Source organism: Streptomyces griseus (assembly GCF_001715295.1).
GTDB classification, from domain to species: Bacteria; Actinomycetota; Actinomycetes; order Streptomycetales; family Streptomycetaceae; genus Streptomyces; species Streptomyces griseus_G.
In genome coordinates, this window is record NZ_MDKB01000002.1 from 1046555 (window position 1) to 1063236 (window position 16682).

30 protein-coding genes are annotated in these 16682 nt (G+C 66.2%); all 30 read right to left on the reverse strand.

What is annotated here, in order from left to right:
• Window positions 1-15: 15 nt before the first annotated feature.
• Window positions 16-519 carry a 50S ribosomal protein L17 gene (gene rplQ, locus BA175_RS11135; protein WP_069171148.1) on the reverse strand — a complete coding sequence of 168 codons (504 nt, stop codon included), beginning with the start codon at window positions 517-519 and terminating at the stop codon, window positions 16-18.
• Between the two features lie 219 nt (window positions 520-738).
• Window positions 739-1761, reverse strand: a complete 1023-nt coding sequence (locus BA175_RS11140) for a DNA-directed RNA polymerase subunit alpha (RefSeq protein WP_069171149.1) — start codon at window positions 1759-1761, stop codon at window positions 739-741.
• 137 nt (window positions 1762-1898) lie between these two features.
• On the reverse strand, window positions 1899-2303 hold the full coding sequence (rpsK, locus tag BA175_RS11145) for a 30S ribosomal protein S11 (protein WP_003956432.1): 405 nt from the start codon (window positions 2301-2303) through the stop codon (window positions 1899-1901).
• A gap of 104 nt (window positions 2304-2407) precedes the next feature.
• Entirely contained in the window at window positions 2408-2788 is a 381-nt protein-coding gene (gene rpsM / locus BA175_RS11150) for a 30S ribosomal protein S13 (protein ID WP_014047799.1), read from the reverse strand.
• 194 nt (window positions 2789-2982) lie between these two features.
• A complete protein-coding gene (rpmJ, locus tag BA175_RS11155) occupies window positions 2983-3096 on the reverse strand; it encodes a 50S ribosomal protein L36 (RefSeq protein WP_003956441.1) in 114 nt (37 codons plus the stop codon).
• 61 nt (window positions 3097-3157) lie between these two features.
• Window positions 3158-3379, reverse strand: a complete 222-nt coding sequence (infA, locus tag BA175_RS11160) for a translation initiation factor IF-1 (protein WP_003956442.1) — start codon at window positions 3377-3379, stop codon at window positions 3158-3160.
• 285 nt (window positions 3380-3664) lie between these two features.
• On the reverse strand, window positions 3665-4501 hold the full coding sequence (gene map / locus BA175_RS11165; protein WP_069171150.1) for a type I methionyl aminopeptidase: 837 nt from the start codon (window positions 4499-4501) through the stop codon (window positions 3665-3667).
• A 122-nt stretch (window positions 4502-4623) separates the two neighbouring features.
• Window positions 4624-5283 (reverse strand): adenylate kinase, encoded by a 660-nt coding sequence (locus tag BA175_RS11170; RefSeq protein ID WP_069171151.1) that lies wholly within the window; start codon window positions 5281-5283, stop codon window positions 4624-4626.
• Window positions 5283-6602 (reverse strand): preprotein translocase subunit SecY, encoded by a 1320-nt coding sequence (secY, locus tag BA175_RS11175; RefSeq protein WP_069171152.1) that lies wholly within the window; start codon window positions 6600-6602, stop codon window positions 5283-5285. The genes BA175_RS11170 and secY overlap by 1 nt, the downstream gene beginning before the upstream one ends.
• A 223-nt stretch (window positions 6603-6825) precedes the next feature.
• On the reverse strand, window positions 6826-7281 hold the full coding sequence (gene rplO, locus BA175_RS11180; protein WP_014047794.1) for a 50S ribosomal protein L15: 456 nt from the start codon (window positions 7279-7281) through the stop codon (window positions 6826-6828).
• Window position 7282: 1 nt separating this feature from the next.
• Window positions 7283-7465: a 50S ribosomal protein L30 gene (gene rpmD, locus BA175_RS11185; protein WP_030914154.1), complete on the reverse strand. Its 183-nt coding sequence runs from the start codon at window positions 7463-7465 to the stop codon at window positions 7283-7285.
• Window positions 7465-8070 carry a 30S ribosomal protein S5 gene (gene rpsE / locus BA175_RS11190; protein ID WP_056796577.1) on the reverse strand — a complete coding sequence of 202 codons (606 nt, stop codon included), beginning with the start codon at window positions 8068-8070 and terminating at the stop codon, window positions 7465-7467. The genes rpmD and rpsE overlap by 1 nt, the downstream gene beginning before the upstream one ends.
• A gap of 47 nt (window positions 8071-8117) precedes the next feature.
• Entirely contained in the window at window positions 8118-8501 is a 384-nt protein-coding gene (gene rplR, locus BA175_RS11195) for a 50S ribosomal protein L18 (RefSeq protein ID WP_069171153.1), read from the reverse strand.
• A 3-nt stretch (window positions 8502-8504) separates the two neighbouring features.
• The gene (gene rplF, locus BA175_RS11200; RefSeq protein WP_069171154.1) at window positions 8505-9044 is read right to left on the reverse strand and encodes a 50S ribosomal protein L6; all 540 of its coding nucleotides are present in this window, start codon (window positions 9042-9044) and stop codon (window positions 8505-8507) included.
• 21 nt (window positions 9045-9065) lie between these two features.
• On the reverse strand, window positions 9066-9464 hold the full coding sequence (rpsH, locus tag BA175_RS11205; protein WP_014154584.1) for a 30S ribosomal protein S8: 399 nt from the start codon (window positions 9462-9464) through the stop codon (window positions 9066-9068).
• Between the two features lie 221 nt (window positions 9465-9685).
• Entirely contained in the window at window positions 9686-9871 is a 186-nt protein-coding gene (locus BA175_RS11210; RefSeq protein ID WP_003948630.1) for a type Z 30S ribosomal protein S14, read from the reverse strand.
• Window positions 9872-9873: 2 nt separating this feature from the next.
• The gene (rplE, locus tag BA175_RS11215; protein WP_018550615.1) at window positions 9874-10431 is read right to left on the reverse strand and encodes a 50S ribosomal protein L5; all 558 of its coding nucleotides are present in this window, start codon (window positions 10429-10431) and stop codon (window positions 9874-9876) included.
• The gene (gene rplX / locus BA175_RS11220; protein ID WP_014047788.1) at window positions 10431-10754 is read right to left on the reverse strand and encodes a 50S ribosomal protein L24; all 324 of its coding nucleotides are present in this window, start codon (window positions 10752-10754) and stop codon (window positions 10431-10433) included. Before rplX ends, rplE begins: the two co-directional genes overlap by 1 nt.
• A 2-nt stretch (window positions 10755-10756) precedes the next feature.
• Window positions 10757-11125: a 50S ribosomal protein L14 gene (gene rplN, locus BA175_RS11225; protein WP_003966950.1), complete on the reverse strand. Its 369-nt coding sequence runs from the start codon at window positions 11123-11125 to the stop codon at window positions 10757-10759.
• Between the two features lie 100 nt (window positions 11126-11225).
• Window positions 11226-11510 carry a 30S ribosomal protein S17 gene (rpsQ, locus tag BA175_RS11230; protein WP_069171155.1) on the reverse strand — a complete coding sequence of 95 codons (285 nt, stop codon included), beginning with the start codon at window positions 11508-11510 and terminating at the stop codon, window positions 11226-11228.
• Window positions 11510-11734, reverse strand: coding sequence for a 50S ribosomal protein L29 (gene rpmC / locus BA175_RS11235; protein WP_014047786.1), 225 nt, complete (start codon window positions 11732-11734; stop codon window positions 11510-11512). Before rpmC ends, rpsQ begins: the two co-directional genes overlap by 1 nt.
• Window positions 11734-12153, reverse strand: a complete 420-nt coding sequence (gene rplP, locus BA175_RS11240; protein ID WP_014047785.1) for a 50S ribosomal protein L16 — start codon at window positions 12151-12153, stop codon at window positions 11734-11736. Before rplP ends, rpmC begins: the two co-directional genes overlap by 1 nt.
• A gap of 5 nt (window positions 12154-12158) precedes the next feature.
• Complete coding sequence (rpsC, locus tag BA175_RS11245; RefSeq protein WP_069171156.1) at window positions 12159-12995, reverse strand: 30S ribosomal protein S3; 837 nt, start codon at window positions 12993-12995, stop codon at window positions 12159-12161.
• On the reverse strand, window positions 12995-13342 hold the full coding sequence (gene rplV, locus BA175_RS11250; protein WP_004571827.1) for a 50S ribosomal protein L22: 348 nt from the start codon (window positions 13340-13342) through the stop codon (window positions 12995-12997). Before rplV ends, rpsC begins: the two co-directional genes overlap by 1 nt.
• 43 nt (window positions 13343-13385) lie before the next feature.
• Window positions 13386-13667, reverse strand: coding sequence for a 30S ribosomal protein S19 (rpsS, locus tag BA175_RS11255; protein WP_003966956.1), 282 nt, complete (start codon window positions 13665-13667; stop codon window positions 13386-13388).
• Between the two features lie 12 nt (window positions 13668-13679).
• Window positions 13680-14516 (reverse strand): 50S ribosomal protein L2, encoded by an 837-nt coding sequence (gene rplB, locus BA175_RS11260; protein ID WP_056796589.1) that lies wholly within the window; start codon window positions 14514-14516, stop codon window positions 13680-13682.
• 49 nt (window positions 14517-14565) lie between these two features.
• Window positions 14566-14889, reverse strand: a complete 324-nt coding sequence (rplW, locus tag BA175_RS11265; protein ID WP_014154589.1) for a 50S ribosomal protein L23 — start codon at window positions 14887-14889, stop codon at window positions 14566-14568.
• Entirely contained in the window at window positions 14889-15539 is a 651-nt protein-coding gene (rplD, locus tag BA175_RS11270; RefSeq protein WP_069171157.1) for a 50S ribosomal protein L4, read from the reverse strand. The genes rplW and rplD overlap by 1 nt, the downstream gene beginning before the upstream one ends.
• A 4-nt stretch (window positions 15540-15543) precedes the next feature.
• The gene (rplC, locus tag BA175_RS11275; protein ID WP_069172055.1) at window positions 15544-16188 is read right to left on the reverse strand and encodes a 50S ribosomal protein L3; all 645 of its coding nucleotides are present in this window, start codon (window positions 16186-16188) and stop codon (window positions 15544-15546) included.
• A gap of 13 nt (window positions 16189-16201) precedes the next feature.
• Complete coding sequence (gene rpsJ / locus BA175_RS11280; protein WP_003948644.1) at window positions 16202-16510, reverse strand: 30S ribosomal protein S10; 309 nt, start codon at window positions 16508-16510, stop codon at window positions 16202-16204.
• Window positions 16511-16682 lie beyond the last annotated feature (172 nt).

Genomic DNA, 16682 nt, shown 5'->3' on the forward strand with positions numbered 1-16682 from the left:
GGGGTCTCAGTACGCTCAGGCGTCCTTGGACTCGTCGGCGGCGTCCGCCGGCTTGGCGTCCTCGACGGTCTCGGCCGGAGCCTCGTCCTTCTTGAGGGCGTCTTCCTTGACGGCGCGCTTCGTGGCGGCCTCGGCCTCACCGGTGGCCTGCTGGGCCACGGTCAGGGCCTCCACCAACTCGATGACCGCCATCGGGGCGTTGTCGCCACGACGGTTGCCGATCTTGGTGATACGGGTGTAACCACCGGGGCGGTTCTCGTACCGCGGGGCGATCTCGGTGAAGAGCGTGTGCACGATGCCCTTGTCCGTGATCGACTGCAGCACCAGGCGACGGTTGTGGATGTCGCCCTTCTTCGCCTTGGTGATGAAACGCTCGGCGACCGGACGCAGGCGGCGGGCCTTGGCCTCGGTCGTGGTGATGCGGCCGTGCTCGAACAGCGACTTCGCGAGGTTGTTGAGAAGAAGCTTCTCGTGCGCGGCGCTGCCGCCCAGACGGGCACCCTTGGCGGGCTGAGGCATGGTTTTCTCCTTGTGTGCTGCACCGGCCGTATCAGGTACCGGTGTCAGTTCCCGCGAGGCGGTCGCCCCGCGGAAGTCTCCGTGTCGCCGCGGCCCTTCCGGGCTCGTCCGGCTCACACCGGACAGCGGCCGATCTCAGGCCCGTCCGGCGATCGAGGGCAGAAGCCCTCACCCCGGCACGGGGGCGCCCGGAAACCCGGGCACCCCTGCCGGAGGCGATCAGTACTGCTCGGTCTCCACGAAGCCGGCGTCCGCGTCGTCGTCCGCGCCGAAGGCGTCGGCGGCGGCCGTCGGGTCGAATCCGGGCGGGCTGTCCTTGAGCGCCAGGCCCATGCCGGCCAGCTTCGCCTTGACCTCGTCGATCGACTTCGCACCGAAGTTGCGGATGTCGAGCAGGTCGGCCTCGGAACGTGCCACGAGCTCACCCACGGAGTGGATGCCCTCGCGCTTGAGGCAGTTGTACGAACGGACCGTGAGCTCGAGCTCCTCGATCGGCAGCGCCAGATCGGCGGCGAGCGCGGCGTCCGTCGGGGACGGGCCCATGTCGATGCCCTCGGCGTCGATGTTGAGCTCGCGCGCCAGACCGAACAGCTCGACCAGGGTCTTACCGGCCGACGCCATGGCGTCACGGGGACGCATGGCCTGCTTGGTCTCGACGTCGACGATCAGCTTGTCGAAGTCGGTGCGCTGCTCGACACGGGTCGCCTCGACCTTGTACGTGACCTTGAGCACCGGCGAGTAGATGGAGTCGACCGGGATGCGGCCGATCTCCTGGCCCAGCTGCTTGTTCTGGACGGCGGAGACGTAGCCGCGGCCGCGCTCGACGGTCAGCTCCATCTCCAGCTTGCCCTTGCCGTTCAGCGTGGCCAGGACCAGGTCCGGGTTGTGGACCTCGACGCCGGCCGGCGGGGCGATGTCGGCAGCGGTGACCAGGCCGGGACCCTGCTTGCGCAGGTACATCACGACCGGCTCGTCGTGCTCCGAGGAGACGACCAGCTGCTTGATGTTGAGGATGAGGTCGGTCACGTCCTCCTTGACGCCCGGCACGGTGGTGAACTCGTGCAGGACACCGTCGATCCGGATGCTGGTGACGGCGGCACCGGGGATCGAGGAGAGGAGCGTGCGGCGCAGGGAGTTGCCGAGGGTGTAACCGAAGCCCGGCTCCAGCGGCTCGATCACGAACCGCGAGCGGAATTCGTCGACGACCTCTTCGGTCAGCGACGGACGCTGAGCGATAAGCATGGTGTGATCCTTCAGTCATGGGCACCCGCTATTTGATGCCCGACAGATGAGACAAGGGTACGGGCGGCACGCCCCCGAAGGGACATACCGCCCGCACCCGGCGCTACTGACGCACGGCCGTCACCGGCCGTGACGGATCAGACGCGGCGACGCTTCGGCGGACGGCAGCCGTTGTGCGGCGTCGGGGTGACGTCCTGGATCGAACCGACCTCGAGGCCCGTGGCCTGCAGGGAGCGGATCGCGGTCTCACGGCCGGAGCCGGGACCCTTGACGAAGACGTCGACCTTGCGCATGCCGTGCTCCTGCGCGCGGCGGGCGGCCGACTCGGCGGCCATCTGCGCGGCGAAGGGGGTGGACTTGCGCGAGCCCTTGAAGCCGACGTGGCCGGCGGAGGCCCAGGAGATCACGTTGCCCGAGGGGTCCGTGATCGAGACGATGGTGTTGTTGAACGTGCTCTTGATGTGGGCGTGCCCGTGAGCGACGTTCTTCTTTTCCTTGCGACGCACCTTCTTGGCTGCGCCCTGACGACCCTTGGGGGGCATGTCTTGACTCCAGATGGAGAGGGGAGGTGATCGGTCCTACAGCGAAGACCGCTGGTTGCTGCGGATTCCGGTGATCCGGGGAACCGCAGTGCGTCCGCTGAGGACTACTTCTTGCCCGGCTTCTTCTTACCGGCGATGGCGCGACGCGGGCCCTTACGGGTACGCGCGTTCGTGCTGGTGCGCTGACCGTGGACCGGCAGACCGCGACGGTGCCGGATGCCCTGGTAGCAGCCGATCTCGATCTTGCGGCGGATGTCGCCCTGGATCTCGCGGCGAAGGTCACCCTCGGTGCGGAGGTTGGCGTCGACGTACTCGCGGATCTTGACCAGGTCCTCTTCGGCCAGGTCACGAACGCGGGTGTTCGGGTTCACGCCGGTGGTGGCGAGGATCTCCTTGGACCGGGTGCGCCCGATACCGAAGACGTAGGTGAGGGCAACCTCCACGCGCTTTTCGCGCGGGATGTCAACACCTGAAACGCGTGCCATTCAATGGCTCCAGTTGTCATGTCGGGGGTCTTCCGCAGTACCGCTCCCGAACGCCGACCTCGCCCGTGAGGGAGGTGGTACGCCCGGGTCCCCGGCCCCCGCCGGAGGTGTCGTCAGCCGAAGCGTGGACGGGCACTGCGTATGTACGTTTACGTGCGTCGCGCGAAAAGCTGCGAGATGCAGGTGGTCGTGCGTCAGCCCTGGCGCTGCTTGTGGCGCAGGTTGTCGCAGATGACCATGACCCGGCCGTGACGGCGGATCACCTTGCACTTGTCGCAGATCTTCTTGACGCTCGGCTTGACCTTCATGGGATGTCAGGTTCTCCGGGTCAGTGCCCTCACCGCGCCGTGGCGGCGGTGGCGGCAAGATCTACTTGTACCGGTAGACGATCCGGCCACGCGTCAGGTCGTACGGAGAGAGCTCCACCACGACCCGGTCATCGGGAAGGATACGGATGTAGTGCATCCGCATCTTGCCGCTGATGTGCGCGAGGACCTTGTGACCGTTCTGGAGTTCCACCTTGAACATGGCGTTCGGGAGGGACTCGATCACGGTGCCCTCAATTTCGATGGCACCTTGCTTCTTGGCCACGCTTCGCCTTTCGAATCGGCTACCTTGATCGACTTCGTACCACCGCATGCGGACACACGGATGCACGAGAGCCGACGAGTCAGTCTACGTCAGCGGACCCCAAAAGACGAATCCGTCAAGTTTGCCCACTTACCCTGATCCTTAAGCCCTGGCAGCGGCCCGGACCTGCGTCCGCCGCCGCGCCGGGCGAGGGCTCCTGGCCCCGGCGGCCCGGCGGGCCGGGCCCTCCCCGCGGAGCCCGTGCGGGAGCGACACCGGCCGGACCACGGCGCCGGACTCCGGCGCTCAGCCCAGGGGATCCGGCGCGGGCTCCACGCCGTACGGCGCGAGCCTGGCCCGCCCGCAGTCGGGGGAGGTCAGGACCAGCGGGCCCTGCTCGGTCAGCGCGATCGAGTGCTCCCAGTGCGAGGACCACGAACCGTCCGTCGTCAGGACCGTCCACTCGTCCGGGAGGATCTTCGTCTGCGCCGTACCGAGCGAGACCATGGGCTCGATGGCCAGGCAGACACCCGGGACGAGCTTGATCCCCTTGCCCCGCTTGCGCGAGACGTAGTTCAGCAGGTGCGGGTCCATGTGCATCTCGGTGCCGATGCCGTGGCCGCCGTAGTCCTCGATGATCCCGTACTTGCCGGTGGCCGGGCGGGGCTGGCGGCGGATGTAGGACTCGATGGCCTTCGAGATGTCGACGAGCCGGTTGTTGACCTTCATCGCGGCGATCCCGGCCCACATGGACTCCTCGGTCACCCGGGAGAGCTCGATGAGCTCCGGGGCGTGACCGGTGCCCACGAAGGCGGTGTACGCCGCGTCGCCGTGCCAGCCGTCGACGATGGCGCCGGCGTCGATCGAGATGATGTCGCCGTCCTTGAGGACGGTCTTCTCGTCCGGGATCCCGTGCACCACGACGTCGTTGACCGACGTGCAGATCGTCGCGGGGAATCCGCCGTACCCCAGGAAGTTCGACTTCGCGCCGTGATCGGCGATCACCTTGCGGGCGACCTCGTCGAGGTCCTTCGTGGTGGCCCCGGGCACGGCCGCCTCGCGCGTGGCGGCGTGAATGGCAGCGACCACCAGGCCCGCCTCGCGCATTTTCGCGATCTGCTCGGGGGTCTTGATCTGCACCATGGCGCGGCGCCTTTCTGCGTGCGGAGGGGGACGGTCGGCCGTACTCCACGATACGGCGCAAACAGGCGGCCGCGGCGCCCTCGGGCGCCGCGGCCGGCCGTGATGTGGGACAACGGGGTCGGTCAGCCCTCGTCGGACTTCTCGAGGGCCTCCATGGCCCGCTCGGTCACGTCGGTGACCTTGCCGAGCGCGGAGATCGTCACGACCAGGCCCTGGGCCCGGTAGTAGTCGATGATCGGCTCGGTCTGCGTGTGGTAGACCTCGAGACGGGTGCGGACCGTCTCCTCGGTGTCGTCGTCGCGCTGGTACAGCTCACCGCCGCAGGCGTCGCAGACGCCTTCGGCCTTCGGCGGGTTGTACGTCACGTGGAACACGTGCGCACTGTCGTTACGGCAGATGCGGCGGCCCGCGATGCGCTTGACCACCTCGTCCTCGGGGACCTCGAGGTCCAGGACCGCGTCCAGCTTGAGGCTCTCGCTCCGGAGCATCTCGTCCAGCGCCTCGGCCTGCCCCACGTTGCGGGGGAAGCCGTCCAGCAGGAAGCCGCCCGCGGCGTCCGGCTGAGCCATGCGGTCCCGGGCCATGCCGATGGTGACTTCGTCCGGCACCAGCCGGCCCGCGTCCATGTAGGCACGGGCCTGCTTGCCAAGGTCGGTGCCCTGGCTGATGTTGGCGCGGAAGAGGTCGCCCGTGGAGATGTGCGGAATCGACAGATTCCGGGCAAGGTACGCAGCCTGCGTTCCCTTGCCGGCACCGGGCGGCCCGACGAGGACGATTCGCATCAGCGGAGGAACCCTTCGTAATTGCGCTGCTGGAGCTGACTCTCGATCTGCTTCACGGTTTCCAGACCCACACCCACGATGATCAGGATGCTCGTCCCGCCGAACGGGAAGTTCTGGTTCGCGCCACCGAAGCCCGCCAACGCCATCGTCGGCACAAGAGCGATCAGACCCAGGTACAGCGATCCCGGCCAAGTGATCCTGTTGAGCACGTAGCTCAGGTACTCGGCAGTAGGTCGACCAGCCCGGATGCCCGGGATGAAGCCACCATACTTCTTCATGTTGTCGGCGACTTCCTCGGGGTTGAACGAGATCGCCACGTAGAAGAAGGCGAAGAACACGATCAACAGGAAGTACGTCGCGATGTAGTAGGGGTGATCGCCCTTGACGAAGTGGTTCTGGATCCAGGTCGCCCAGCCCGCAGTGGAATTGGAGAACTGAACGATTAGAGCAGGGATGTAGAGCAGCGAAGAAGCGAAGATGACGGGAATCACACCCGCCTGGTTCACCTTCAGCGGGATGTACGTGGACGTACCGCCGTACGACCGGCGCCCGATCATGCGCTTCGCGTACTGCACCGGGACGCGGCGCTGGGCCTGCTCGACGAAGACGACGAGACCCACCATCACGAAGCCGATCAGGATGACGGTGATGAACTCGATCCATCCGTCGGCCAGCTTGCCGCTCTCCTTGATGGCCCACAGGGCGCCGGGGAAGCTGGCCGCGATCGAGATGAACATCAGGATCGACATGCCGTTGCCGATGCCGCGGTCCGTGATGAGCTCACCGAGCCACATGACGGCGGCGGTGCCGGCGGTCATGGTGATCACCATGACGACGGTGGTGAAGATCGACTGGTTCGGGACGATCTGGTCGGCGACCGGGCATCCACTGAACAGGGCGCCGCTGCGGGCGGTCGCCACCAGTCCGGTGCCCTGGAGGATGGCCAGCGCGACGGTCAGATAACGCGTGTACTGCGTGATCTTGGCCGTGCCCGACTGGCCCTCCTTCTTGAGGGCTTCGAGACGGGGGATGACGACGGTCAGCAGCTGAAGGATGATGCTGGCCGTGATGTACGGCATGATTCCGAGCGCGAAGATCGTGATCTGCAGCAGTGCACCACCGCTGAACATGTTCACCAGGCCGAAGAGGCTGTTGTTGCCCTTGCTTGCCTGATCAACACAAATCTGGACGTTCTCGTAGCTCACCCCCGGTACGGGAATGTGCGCACCGAGACGGTAGAGCACGATGATGCCGAGCGTGAAGAGCAGCTTCTTGCGCAGGTCGGGCGTCTTGAACGCCCGGGCGAACGCGGTGAGCACGGTGCCTCCTGCGACCCCCGCGCAAAAGCGTGAGGTGACGGTCTTGAGGATCGACGATTACGTAACAGCCAAAGGATCCCCGGGCGTTTGCCCAGGACGTACCACAGCAAGTGCACGCCACCTTACCGGCGGACATGCCCCCCTAGGAACGACCAACCGGGGATGCCCCATATGAGAGGCATCCCCGGTCGGATGTTCAGGCCATCGCCCTGTCCGAGTTGTCTCAGACGAGTTCGGTGACGGTGCCGCCCGCGGCGGCAATCTTCTCCTTGGCGGAGCCGGAGACGGCGTCAACCGAAACCTGCAGCGCCACGGAGATCTCGCCCTGTCCGAGGACCTTGACGAGGTGGTTGTTACGCACAGCGCCCTTGGCGACCAGGTCGGCCACCGTGACCTCTCCACCCTCGGGGTAGAGCGTCGCGAGCTTGTCCAGGTTCACGACCTGGTACTCGGTGCGGAACGGGTTCTTGAAGCCCTTGAGCTTCGGGAGACGCATGTGGAGGGGCATCTGCCCACCCTCGAAGCGCTCCGGAACCTGGTAACGAGCCTTCGTACCCTTGGTACCACGGCCTGCGGTCTTACCCTTGGACGCCTCACCACGACCCACACGGGTCTTGGCGGTCTTGGCGCCCGGGGCAGGCCGGAGGTTGTGGGCCTTCAGCGGGCTGTTCTCCGCCATGTCAGTCAACCTCCTCAACCGTCACGAGGTGGCGGACGGTGTGAGCCATTCCGCGGAACTCGGGGCGGTCCTCCTTGACAACCACGTCGTTCAGGCGCTTGAGCCCGAGCGAACGCAGGGTGTCGCGGTGGTTCTGCTTGCTGCCGATGTACGACTTCGTCTGCGTGATCTTGAGGCGAGCCATTACGCACCCGCTCCCGCACGCGCACGGAGCAGAGCCGCGGGGGCGACGTCCTCGAGGGGCAGACCGCGGCGGGCCGCGATCTCCTCGGGACGCTGCAGGCCCTGGAGGGCCGCCACGGTCGCGTGCACGATGTTGATCGGGTTCGAAGAACCGAGCGACTTCGACAGGATGTCGTGAACGCCGGCGCACTCCAGAACGGCGCGCACCGGGCCACCCGCGATCACACCGGTACCCGGGGAAGCAGGCTTGAGCAGGACGACGCCCGCAGCCTTCTCGCCCTGGATCGGGTGAGGGATGGTGCCCTGGATACGCGGGACCTTGAAGAAGCTCTTCTTGGCTTCCTCGACGCCCTTGGCGATGGCCGCGGGAACTTCCTTGGCCTTGCCGTATCCGACACCGACGGTGCCGTCACCATCGCCCACCACGACCAGCGCGGTGAAGCTGAAGCGACGACCACCCTTCACAACCTTGGCGACGCGGTTGATCGCGACGACGCGCTCGACGTACGCGGTCTTCTCGGCGGCGCTGGCGCCACCGTCACGGCCCTTCCGGTCCCGCCGCTCGCCGCCACCGGCACCGCTTCCGCGGCGCTGGGGTCCAGCCATTGGATTTACCTCTCTCTGTTACGTCCGCTGTGCGTAGGAACCGGGGCTTAGAACTTCAGCCCGGCTTCACGGGCGGCGTCAGCCAGAGCGGCAATCCGCCCGGCGTACTGGTTGCCACCGCGGTCAAAGACGACGGCCTCGACGCCTGCGGCCTTGGCACGCTCGGCGACAAGTGCGCCGACCTGCTTGGCCAGAGTGCTCTTGTCACCCTCGCCACCGCGGATGGAAGCGTCCAGGGTCGACGCCGACGCGAGCGTGTGGCCCGCGATGTCGTCGATGACCTGAGCCACCATGTGGCGGTTGGAACGCGTCACAACCAGGCGCGGCCGCTCCGGCGAACCGGAGATGTGCTTGCGGACGCGGATGTGGCGGCGCTTGAGGGCGGCACGCTTGTACGCATCGCCCTTGGCGATCTTTACACCGTATGCCATGGCTTACTTACCCGCCTTTCCGACCTTGCGGCGGATAACCTCGCCGGCGTACTTGACGCCCTTGGCCTTGTACGGGTCGGGCTTCCGCAGCTTGCGGATCTTCGCCGAGACCTCGCCGACCTTCTGCTTGTCGATGCCCTCGACACTGAACTTCGTGGGCGACTCGACCTTGAAGGTGATGCCCTCGGGGGCCTCGATGAGGATCGGGTGGCTGTAGCCCAGGGCGAACTCCAGGTTGGAGCCCTTCGCCTGGACGCGGTAACCGACACCGCTGATCTCGAGCGCCTTGCTGTATCCCGTGGTCACGCCGGTGATCATGTTCGCCACCAGCGTGCGGGACAGGCCGTGGAGGGCCTTGTTCTGACGCTCGTCGTTCGGGCGGACGACGTTGAGCACGCCGTCCTCACCCTTGGTGACCTCGATCGGCGCTGCGACGGTGTGCGAGAGGGTCCCCTTGGGGCCCTTCACCGCGACCGTGCGGCCATCGATGGTGACGTCCACACCGGCGGGAACCTGGATGGGGAGCTTGCCGATTCGCGACATGAGCTGTTCCTCCGTTCCCGACTACCAGACGTAGGCGAGGACTTCCCCACCTACGCCCTTCTTGCTGGCCTGCTGGCCGGTCAGGAGACCGTGGGACGTGGAGATGATCGCCACGCCCAGGCCGCCGAGGACCTTCGGCAGGTTGGTGGACTTTGCGTATACACGCAGACCCGGCTTCGAAATGCGCTTGATGCCGGCGATCGAACGCTCGCGGTTCGGCCCGAACTTCAGCTCGAGAACGAGGCTCTTGCCGACCTCGGCGTCCTCGACCTTCCAGCCGGTGATGAAGCCCTCCTGCTGGAGGATCTCCGCGATGTGCGACTTGATCTTGCTGTGCGGCATCGCGACATCGTCGTGGTACGCCGAGTTCGCGTTGCGCAGACGCGTGAGCATGTCTGCGATGGGATCAGTCATGGTCATGAGTTGGCCTTCGGCCTCTCTCGCCGGGGTTTCCTGTATGCGCCATCCCTCTCCCCACTCAGTGGCGGGACGGGTGCGGTGCGGGGACCTACGGCGTAGTAAGTCGGTCAGGGCGGCAGGCGCCCAACCCTTCAAGCCTACGGCATGAAGAGCGGGGCTCCTGCCGACCGGATACTTACCGAGAGCTTCTGGTACTCCCGACGCCCGAAGGCGAAGGGGAATTACCAGGAGCTCTTGGTCACGCCCGGCAGCTCGCCACGGTGAGCCATCTCACGAAGGCACACGCGGCACAGGCCGAACTTGCGGTAGACGGAGTGGGGCCGGCCGCAGCGCTGGCAGCGGGTGTACCCGCGAACGCCGAACTTCGGCTTACGGGCGGCCTTAGCGATCAGAGCCTTCTTCGCCACGGTCAGTTCTCCTTGAACGGGAAGCCGAGGTGACGAAGCAGGGCACGACCCTCGTCGTCGTTGGTCGCCGTGGTGACCACGGTGATGTCCATGCCCCGGACCCGGTCGATCTTGTCCTGGTCGATCTCGTGGAACATGACCTGCTCCGTGAGACCGAAGGTGTAGTTGCCACGGCCGTCGAACTGCTTCGGCGACAGGCCACGGAAGTCACGGATACGCGGCAGCGCGAGCGACAGCGTACGGTCCAGGAACTCCCACATGCGGTCACCGCGGAGGGTGACGTGGCAGCCGATCGGCTGCCCCTCGCGCAGCTTGAACTGCGCGATCGACTTGCGGGCCTTGGTGACGGCGGGCTTCTGGCCGGTGATCGTGGTGAGGTCCCTGACGGCACCGTCGATCAGCTTGGAGTCGCGGGCGGCGTCGCCCACACCCATGTTGACCACGATCTTGACCAGACCGGGGATCTGCATGACGTTCTCGTACGAGAACTCCTCACGCAGCTTGCCGGCGATTTCCTCGCGGTAGCGCGTCTTGAGACGCGGCGCAGTGGTGGTCGTCATCAGATGTCCTCACCGGTCCGCTTGGCAACGCGGATCTTCTTGCCCTCGTCGTCGAAGCGGTAGCCGACGCGGGTGACGACCTTGTTGCCGTCCTTCTCCACGACCAGCTGTACGTTGCTGACGTGAATCGGGGCCTCGGTGGTGACAATGCCACCGGTCTGCGAGCCGCGAGCCGTCTGACCGGCCTTGGTGTGCTTCTTGACCCGGTTGACACCCTCGACGAGGACACGGTCCTGGGCGGGGAAGGCGACGATGACCTTGCCCTGCTTGCCCTTGTCCTTACCGGTGATGACCTGAACCAGGTCGCCCTTCTTGATCTTCATGCTTACAGCACCTCCGGCGCGAGCGAGATGATCTTCATGAACTTCTTCTCGCGCAGCTCTCGGCCCACGGGGCCGAAGATGCGGGTGCCGCGGGGGTCGCCGTCGTTCTTGAGAATGACAGCGGCGTTCTCGTCGAAGCGGATGTACGAGCCATCCTGACGACGACGCTCCTTGACGGTGCGAACGATGACGGCCTTGACGACGTCACCCTTCTTCACGTTGCCACCGGGGATCGCGTCCTTGACGGTGGCGACGATGACGTCACCGATACCCGCGTAGCGGCGACCCGAGCCACCGAGAACACGGATGGTGAGAATTTCCTTCGCACCCGTGTTGTCGGCGACGCGCAGTCGCGACTCCTGCTGGATCACGTCTATCTCCTGATCGTCTGCCGGTTCCCGGCAGGGGCTTCGGTGAGGAAGCCCCTGCCGAGCCTGGCGGAACTGTCCTGAGGGGAGACCCCCTCAGGGATTACTTGGCCTTCTCGAGGATCTCGACGATGCGCCAGCGCTTGGTGGCGGACAGCGGACGCGTCTCCATGATGACAACGCGGTCGCCGACGCCTGCAGCGTTCTGCTCGTCGTGGGCCTTGAGCTTGTTCGTACGGCGGATGACCTTGCCGTACAGCGCGTGCTTGACGCGGTCCTCGACGGCGACGACGACGGTCTTGTCCATCTTGTCGCTGACGACCAGACCCTCACGGGTCTTGCGGAAACCGCGGTCAGTGTTGGTCTCAGTCACAGTCTTCTCGCTCATCAGACGCTCTCCACCGTCTCGATGCCCAGCTCGCGCTCGCGCATCAGGGTGTAGATCCGGGCGATGTCCTTACGGACGGACTTGAGCCGACCGTGGTTCTCGAGCTGTCCCGTCGCCGCCTGGAAGCGGAGGTTGAACAGCTCTTCCTTGGCCTCGCGGAGCTTGTTGAGAAGCTCCTCGTTGCCCAGCTCGCGCAGCTCGGACGCCTTGGTACCGGCCGACATCACGACTCACCTGCCTCGCGCCGAACGATCCGGCACTTCATCGGAAGCTTGTGAGCAGCGCGGGTGAGCGCCTCACGAGCAATCTTCTCGTTCGGGTAGGACAGCTCGAACATCACCCGACCGGGCTTGACGTTCGCGATCCACCACTCGGGAGAACCCTTACCGGAACCCATGCGGGTCTCGGCGGGCTTCTTCGTCAGGGGACGGTCCGGGTAGATGTTGATCCAGACCTTGCCGCCACGCTTGATGTGGCGGGTCATCGCGATACGAGCTGCCTCGATCTGGCGGTTCGTCACGTACGCCGGGGTCAGCGCCTGGATGCCGTACTCGCCGAACGCAACCTGCGTGCCACCCTTGGACATACCGCTGCGCTTCGGGTGGTGCTGCTTGCGGTGCTTGACCCTACGGGGGATCAGCATGTCGGTCAGGCCTCCGTTCCGGTGCTCTCAGCCGGAGCAGCGGCGACGGGAGCGTCGGCCTTGGGGGCCTCCGCTGCCGGCGCGGACTGCTGCGGCTTGCGGCCGCGGCCGCCACGCTCGCCACCACGGCCACCACGGCCGGCCGGGCGGTCGGCGCCGCCACGAGCCGGACGGTTGCCGGCGCGGGCCGCGGCGTTCTCGGCGCGAACCTCGGCGATGTTCTTGACGTCGCCCTTGTAGATCCAGACCTTCACGCCGATGCGGCCGAAGGTCGTCTTGGCCTCGAAGAAGCCGTAGTCGACGTTCGCACGGAGGGTGTGCAGGGGCACGCGGCCCTCGCGGTAGAACTCCGAGCGGGACATCTCGGCGCCGCCGAGGCGGCCACCGCACTGGATCTTGATGCCCTTGGCGCCGGCCTTCATCGTGCTCTGCATGCTCTTGCGCATGGCACGACGGAAGGAGACGCGGGAGGAGAGCTGCTCGGCGACGGCCTGGGCCACCAGCTGAGCGTCCACCTCGGGGTTCTTGACCTCGAGGATGTTCAGCTGGACCTGCTTGCCGGTCAGCTTCTCCAGCTCGCCACGGATGCGGTCGGCCTCGGCGCCACGGCGGCCGATGACGATGCCCGGGCGGGCGGTGTGGATGTCCACGCGGACGCGGTCACGGGTGCGCTCGATCTCCACCTTGGAAATGCCGGCCCGCTCCATGCCCTTCGTCATCATGCGACGAATGGCAACGTCTTCCTTGACGTAGTCCTTGTACAGCTTGTCGGCGTACCAACGGGACTTGAAGTCCGTGGTAATGCCGAGTCGGAACCCATGCGGGTTAACCTTCTGGCCCATTACCGGGTTCCTTCCTTGCTGCTGACGACCACGGTGATGTGGCTGGTCCGCTTACGGATCCGGTAGGCACGGCCCTGAGCACGCGGACGGAACCGCTTCAGGGTCGGGCCCTCGTCCACGTACGCCTCGCTGATGACCAGCGAAGAGGCGTCGGTGTGGTCGTAGTTGTGTGCGGCGTTGGCGATGGCGCTGTCCAGCACCTTGCCAACCGGCACGCTCGCGGCCTGCGGGGCGAAACGCAGGACCGCCTGAGCCTCCGTGGCATCCATGCCACGGATGAGGTCCACCACTCGGCGGGCCTTCATGGGCGTGACGCGGATGTACCGCGCCTGGGCCCTGGCTTCCATGGTTGTCCCTTCGGTGTAAGTCATAGTCGTTTCCACCCCGCGGTTAGCGGCGCTTCGACTTCCGGTCGTCCTTGACGTGGCCGCGGAAGGTGCGAGTCGGCGAGAACTCGCCGAGCTTGTGGCCGACCATCGACTCGGTGACGAACACCGGGACGTGGATCTTGCCGTTGTGCACCGCGATGGTGTGACCCAGCATGGCCGGGACGATCATCGAGCGACGGGACCAGGTCTTGATGACGTTCTTGGTGCCGGCCTCGTTCTGTACGTCCACCTTCTTGATGAGGTGGCCGTCGACGAAGGGCCCCTTCTTGAGACTGCGCGGCATCTAAACCCGCTCCTAGCGCTTCTTGTTCGTCTTGCGGCGGCGGACGATGTACTTGCTCGATGCCTTCTTCGGCGAGCGAGTACGACCCTCCTTCTGACCCCACGGCGAGACCGGGTGACGTCCACCGGAGGTCTTGCCTTCACCACCACCGTGCGGGTGGTCAACCGGGTTCATCGCGACACCGCGGACGGTCGGGCGGACGCCCTTCCAGCGCATGCGGCCGGCCTTGCCCCAGTTGATGTTCGACTGCTCGGCGTTGCCGACCTCGCCGATGGTGGCGCGGCAGCGGGCGTCGACCAGCCGGATCTCTCCGGACGGCATACGAAGGTGGGCCATGGTGCCCTCCTTCGCCAGCAGCTGCACGGAGGCACCCGCGGAACGGGCGAACTTCGCGCCGCCGCCGGGCCGCAGCTCGATGGCGTGGATGGTCGTACCGACCGGGATGTTGCGCAGCGCCAGGTTGTTGCCCGGCTTGATGTCTGCGGTCGGCCCGTTCTCGACGCGGTCACCCTGCGACAGACCACGGGGGGCGACGATGTAACGCTTCTCGCCGTCCGCGTAGTGCAGCAGCGCGATGCGCGCGGTGCGGTTCGGGTCGTACTCGATGTGCGCGACCTTGGCCGGCACGCCGTCCTTGTCGTGACGACGGAAGTCGATCACACGGTAGGCGCGCTTGTGGCCACCACCCTGGTGGCGAACGGTCACACGACCGGCGTTGTTACGGCCGCCCTTGCTGTGCAGGGGGCGGACCAGCGACTTCTCCGGCGTGGACCGCGTGATCTCGACAAAGTCGGCGACGCTGGAGCCACGACGGCCCGGGGTCGTCGGCTTGTACTTGCGGATACCCATTGTCTCTCAGTCCTCGGAAGAATTCCGGATCCTGGACGACTCGACCTCACTAGGAGGTCGGGCCGCCGAAGATGTCGATACGGTCGCCCTCGGCGAGGGTCACGATGGCGCGCTTGGTGTCAGCGCGCTTGCCGAAGCCGGTCTTGGTGCGCTTGCGCTTGCCCTGCCGGTTGATCGTGTTGACCCCGGTGACCTTGACCGAGAAGACCGCTTCCACGGCCTGCTTGATCTGGGTCTTGTTGGAGCCGGGCGCGACGATGAACGTGTACTTGTTCTCGTCGAGCAGCGCGTAGCTCTTCTCGGAAACGACCGGCTTGACGAGAACGTCGCGCGGGTCCGAGTAGGTCTTGCTGGTAACGGTCGCCTCACTCATCAGGCGGCGCTCCCTTCGGTCTCAGCGGTCTGGGGGCCAGACACGAAGGACTCGAAAGCGGCCTGGGTGAAGACCACGTCGTCAGAGACGATCACGTCGTACGTGTTCAGCTGGCCCGGCTCCAGGATGTGCACCTGGGGCAGGTTGCGCGCGGACAGCCACGCGGCCTCGTCGGCACGCTCGACGACCAGGAGCAGGTTGCTGCGCTCCGAGATCTTGCCGAGCAGCGTCTTGGCGGCCTTGGTGGAGATCCCACCCTCGACCACGCCGGTGACGACGTGGATGCGGGAGTGACGCGCCCGGTCCGAGAGGGCACCGCGCAGGGCGGCGGCCTTCATCTTCTTGGGGGTGCGCTGGGAGTAGTCACGCGGCTGCGGGCCGTGGACGACGCCACCGCCGGCGAACTGCGGCGCACGGGTCGAACCCTGGCGCGCGCGGCCGGTGCCCTTCTGGCGGTACGGCTTGCGCCCACCACCACGGACTTCGCCGCGGGTCTTGGTCTTGTGCGTGCCCTGACGGGCAGCTGCCAGCTGTGCGACGACGACCTGGTGGATCAGCGGAACGCTGGTCTTCGCGTCGAAGATCTCCGCGGGGAGCTCGACGGTACCGGCCTTGTCGCCTGCCGGCGAAAGGATGTCAATGGTGCTCATTACCTCAAGCCCCCTTGGCCGCGGTACGGACCAGGACGAGGCCGCCGTTCGGACCGGGGACCGCGCCCTTGATGAGGAGCAGACCCTTCTCCGCGTCAACCGCGTGGATGGTCAGGTTCTGGGTGGTGACGCGCTCGTTGCCCATCCGGCCGGCCATGCGCATGCCCTTGAAGACACGCCCAGGGGTGGCGCAGCCACCGATCGAACCGGGGGAACGGTGCTTGCGCTGGACGCCGTGTCCGGCGCCGAGGCCCTTGAAGTTGTGACGCTTCATGACACCGGCGAAGCCCTTGCCCTTGCTGTTGCCCGTGACGTCGACCTTGACGCCGGACTCGAACACCTCGGCAGTGACCTCCTGGCCCAGCGTGTACTCGCTGGCGTCAGGGGTGCGGAGCTCCACCAGGTGGCGGCGCGGGGTGACGTCGGCCTTGGCGAAGTGACCCTTGAGGGGCTTGTTCACCTTGCGCGGGTCGATCTCGCCGAAGGCGATCTGGACCGACTCGTAGCCGTCGCTGTCGTTGGTGCGGACCTGGGTGACGACACAGGGCCCGGCCTTGACGACGGTCACCGGGACGACCCGGTTGTTCTCGTCCCAGACCTGGGTCATGCCGAGCTTCTCGCCCAGGACGCCCTTAATGTTCTTTGCCATCTCGCGCGTCACCTCAGAGCTTGATCTCGATGTCGACGCCCGCCGGCAGGTCGAGACGCATGAGCGAGTCGACCGTCTTCGGCGTGGGGTCGAGGATGTCGATGAGGCGCTTGTGCGTGCGCATCTCGAAGTGCTCGCGCGAGTCCTTGTACTTGTGCGGCGACTTGATGACGCAGTACACGTTCTTCTCAGTGGGCAGCGGCACCGGGCCTGCGACCGACGCACCAGTGCGGGTCACCGTCTCGACGATCTTCTTCGCCGAGGAGTCGATGACCTCGTGGTCGTAGGCCTTGAGCCGGATGCGGATCTTCTGTCCCGCCATGGCTACTAGTAGTCCTGTCTCTCGATCACGCTCTGGCTCCCGGGAGTTCTCGTAACTCCGCCTCCGACCCACGCGGTCGGGCGTGTCGCATCCCCTCTACGTAGAAGTCCCGAAGGATTTCCCAACCAAGGGGGTGCGGGCCGAAACCGCGCTGCCGGGGGCGAAACCCCAC

Bases quoted from the DNA above. Each gene is read 5' to 3' on its own strand.
- rplX (WP_014047788.1), bottom strand. From the start codon at position 10,754: ATGAAGATCAAGAAGGGCGACCTGGTTCAGGTCATCACCGGTAAGGAC.
- rpmD (WP_030914154.1), bottom strand. From the start codon at position 7,465: ATGGCTCGCCTCAAGATCACGCAGACGAAGTCGTACATCGGCAGCAAG.
- map (WP_069171150.1), bottom strand. From the start codon at position 4,501: ATGGTGCAGATCAAGACCCCCGAGCAGATCGCGAAAATGCGCGAGGCG.
- rplB (WP_056796589.1), bottom strand. From the start codon at position 14,516: ATGGGTATCCGCAAGTACAAGCCGACGACCCCGGGCCGTCGTGGCTCC.
- rplC (WP_069172055.1), bottom strand. From the start codon at position 16,188: ATGGCAAAGAACATTAAGGGCGTCCTGGGCGAGAAGCTCGGCATGACC.
- rpsH (WP_014154584.1), bottom strand. From the start codon at position 9,464: ATGACCATGACTGATCCCATCGCAGACATGCTCACGCGTCTGCGCAAC.
- rpsS (WP_003966956.1), bottom strand. From the start codon at position 13,667: ATGCCGCGCAGTCTCAAGAAGGGGCCCTTCGTCGACGGCCACCTCATC.
- rpsK (WP_003956432.1), bottom strand. From the start codon at position 2,303: ATGCCCCCCAAGGGTCGTCAGGGCGCAGCCAAGAAGGTGCGTCGCAAG.
- rplF (WP_069171154.1), bottom strand. From the start codon at position 9,044: ATGTCGCGAATCGGCAAGCTCCCCATCCAGGTTCCCGCCGGTGTGGAC.
- rpsC (WP_069171156.1), bottom strand. From the start codon at position 12,995: ATGGGCCAGAAGGTTAACCCGCATGGGTTCCGACTCGGCATTACCACG.
- rpsQ (WP_069171155.1), bottom strand. From the start codon at position 11,510: ATGAGCGAGAAGACTGTGACTGAGACCAACACTGACCGCGGTTTCCGC.
- rplW (WP_014154589.1), bottom strand. From the start codon at position 14,889: ATGAGTGAGGCGACCGTTACCAGCAAGACCTACTCGGACCCGCGCGAC.
- rpsM (WP_014047799.1), bottom strand. From the start codon at position 2,788: ATGGCACGCGTTTCAGGTGTTGACATCCCGCGCGAAAAGCGCGTGGAG.
- rpmC (WP_014047786.1), bottom strand. From the start codon at position 11,734: ATGTCGGCCGGTACCAAGGCGTCCGAGCTGCGCGAGCTGGGCAACGAG.
- BA175_RS11140 (WP_069171149.1), bottom strand. From the start codon at position 1,761: ATGCTTATCGCTCAGCGTCCGTCGCTGACCGAAGAGGTCGTCGACGAA.
- rplP (WP_014047785.1), bottom strand. From the start codon at position 12,153: ATGCTGATCCCCCGTAGGGTCAAGCACCGCAAGCAGCACCACCCGAAG.
- rplQ (WP_069171148.1), bottom strand. From the start codon at position 519: ATGCCTCAGCCCGCCAAGGGTGCCCGTCTGGGCGGCAGCGCCGCGCAC.
- rplR (WP_069171153.1), bottom strand. From the start codon at position 8,501: ATGGCATACGGTGTAAAGATCGCCAAGGGCGATGCGTACAAGCGTGCC.
- rplE (WP_018550615.1), bottom strand. From the start codon at position 10,431: ATGACGACCACCACTGCGCCGCGTCTCAAGACGCGCTACCGCGAGGAA.
- rplD (WP_069171157.1), bottom strand. From the start codon at position 15,539: ATGAGCACCATTGACATCCTTTCGCCGGCAGGCGACAAGGCCGGTACC.
- BA175_RS11170 (WP_069171151.1), bottom strand. From the start codon at position 5,283: ATGCGAATCGTCCTCGTCGGGCCGCCCGGTGCCGGCAAGGGAACGCAG.
- rpsJ (WP_003948644.1), bottom strand. From the start codon at position 16,510: ATGGCGGGACAGAAGATCCGCATCCGGCTCAAGGCCTACGACCACGAG.
- rpmJ (WP_003956441.1), bottom strand. From the start codon at position 3,096: ATGAAGGTCAAGCCGAGCGTCAAGAAGATCTGCGACAAGTGCAAGGTG.
- rplO (WP_014047794.1), bottom strand. From the start codon at position 7,281: ATGGCGGAGAACAGCCCGCTGAAGGCCCACAACCTCCGGCCTGCCCCG.
- rpsE (WP_056796577.1), bottom strand. From the start codon at position 8,070: ATGGCTGGACCCCAGCGCCGCGGAAGCGGTGCCGGTGGCGGCGAGCGG.
- rplV (WP_004571827.1), bottom strand. From the start codon at position 13,342: ATGGAAGCCAGGGCCCAGGCGCGGTACATCCGCGTCACGCCCATGAAG.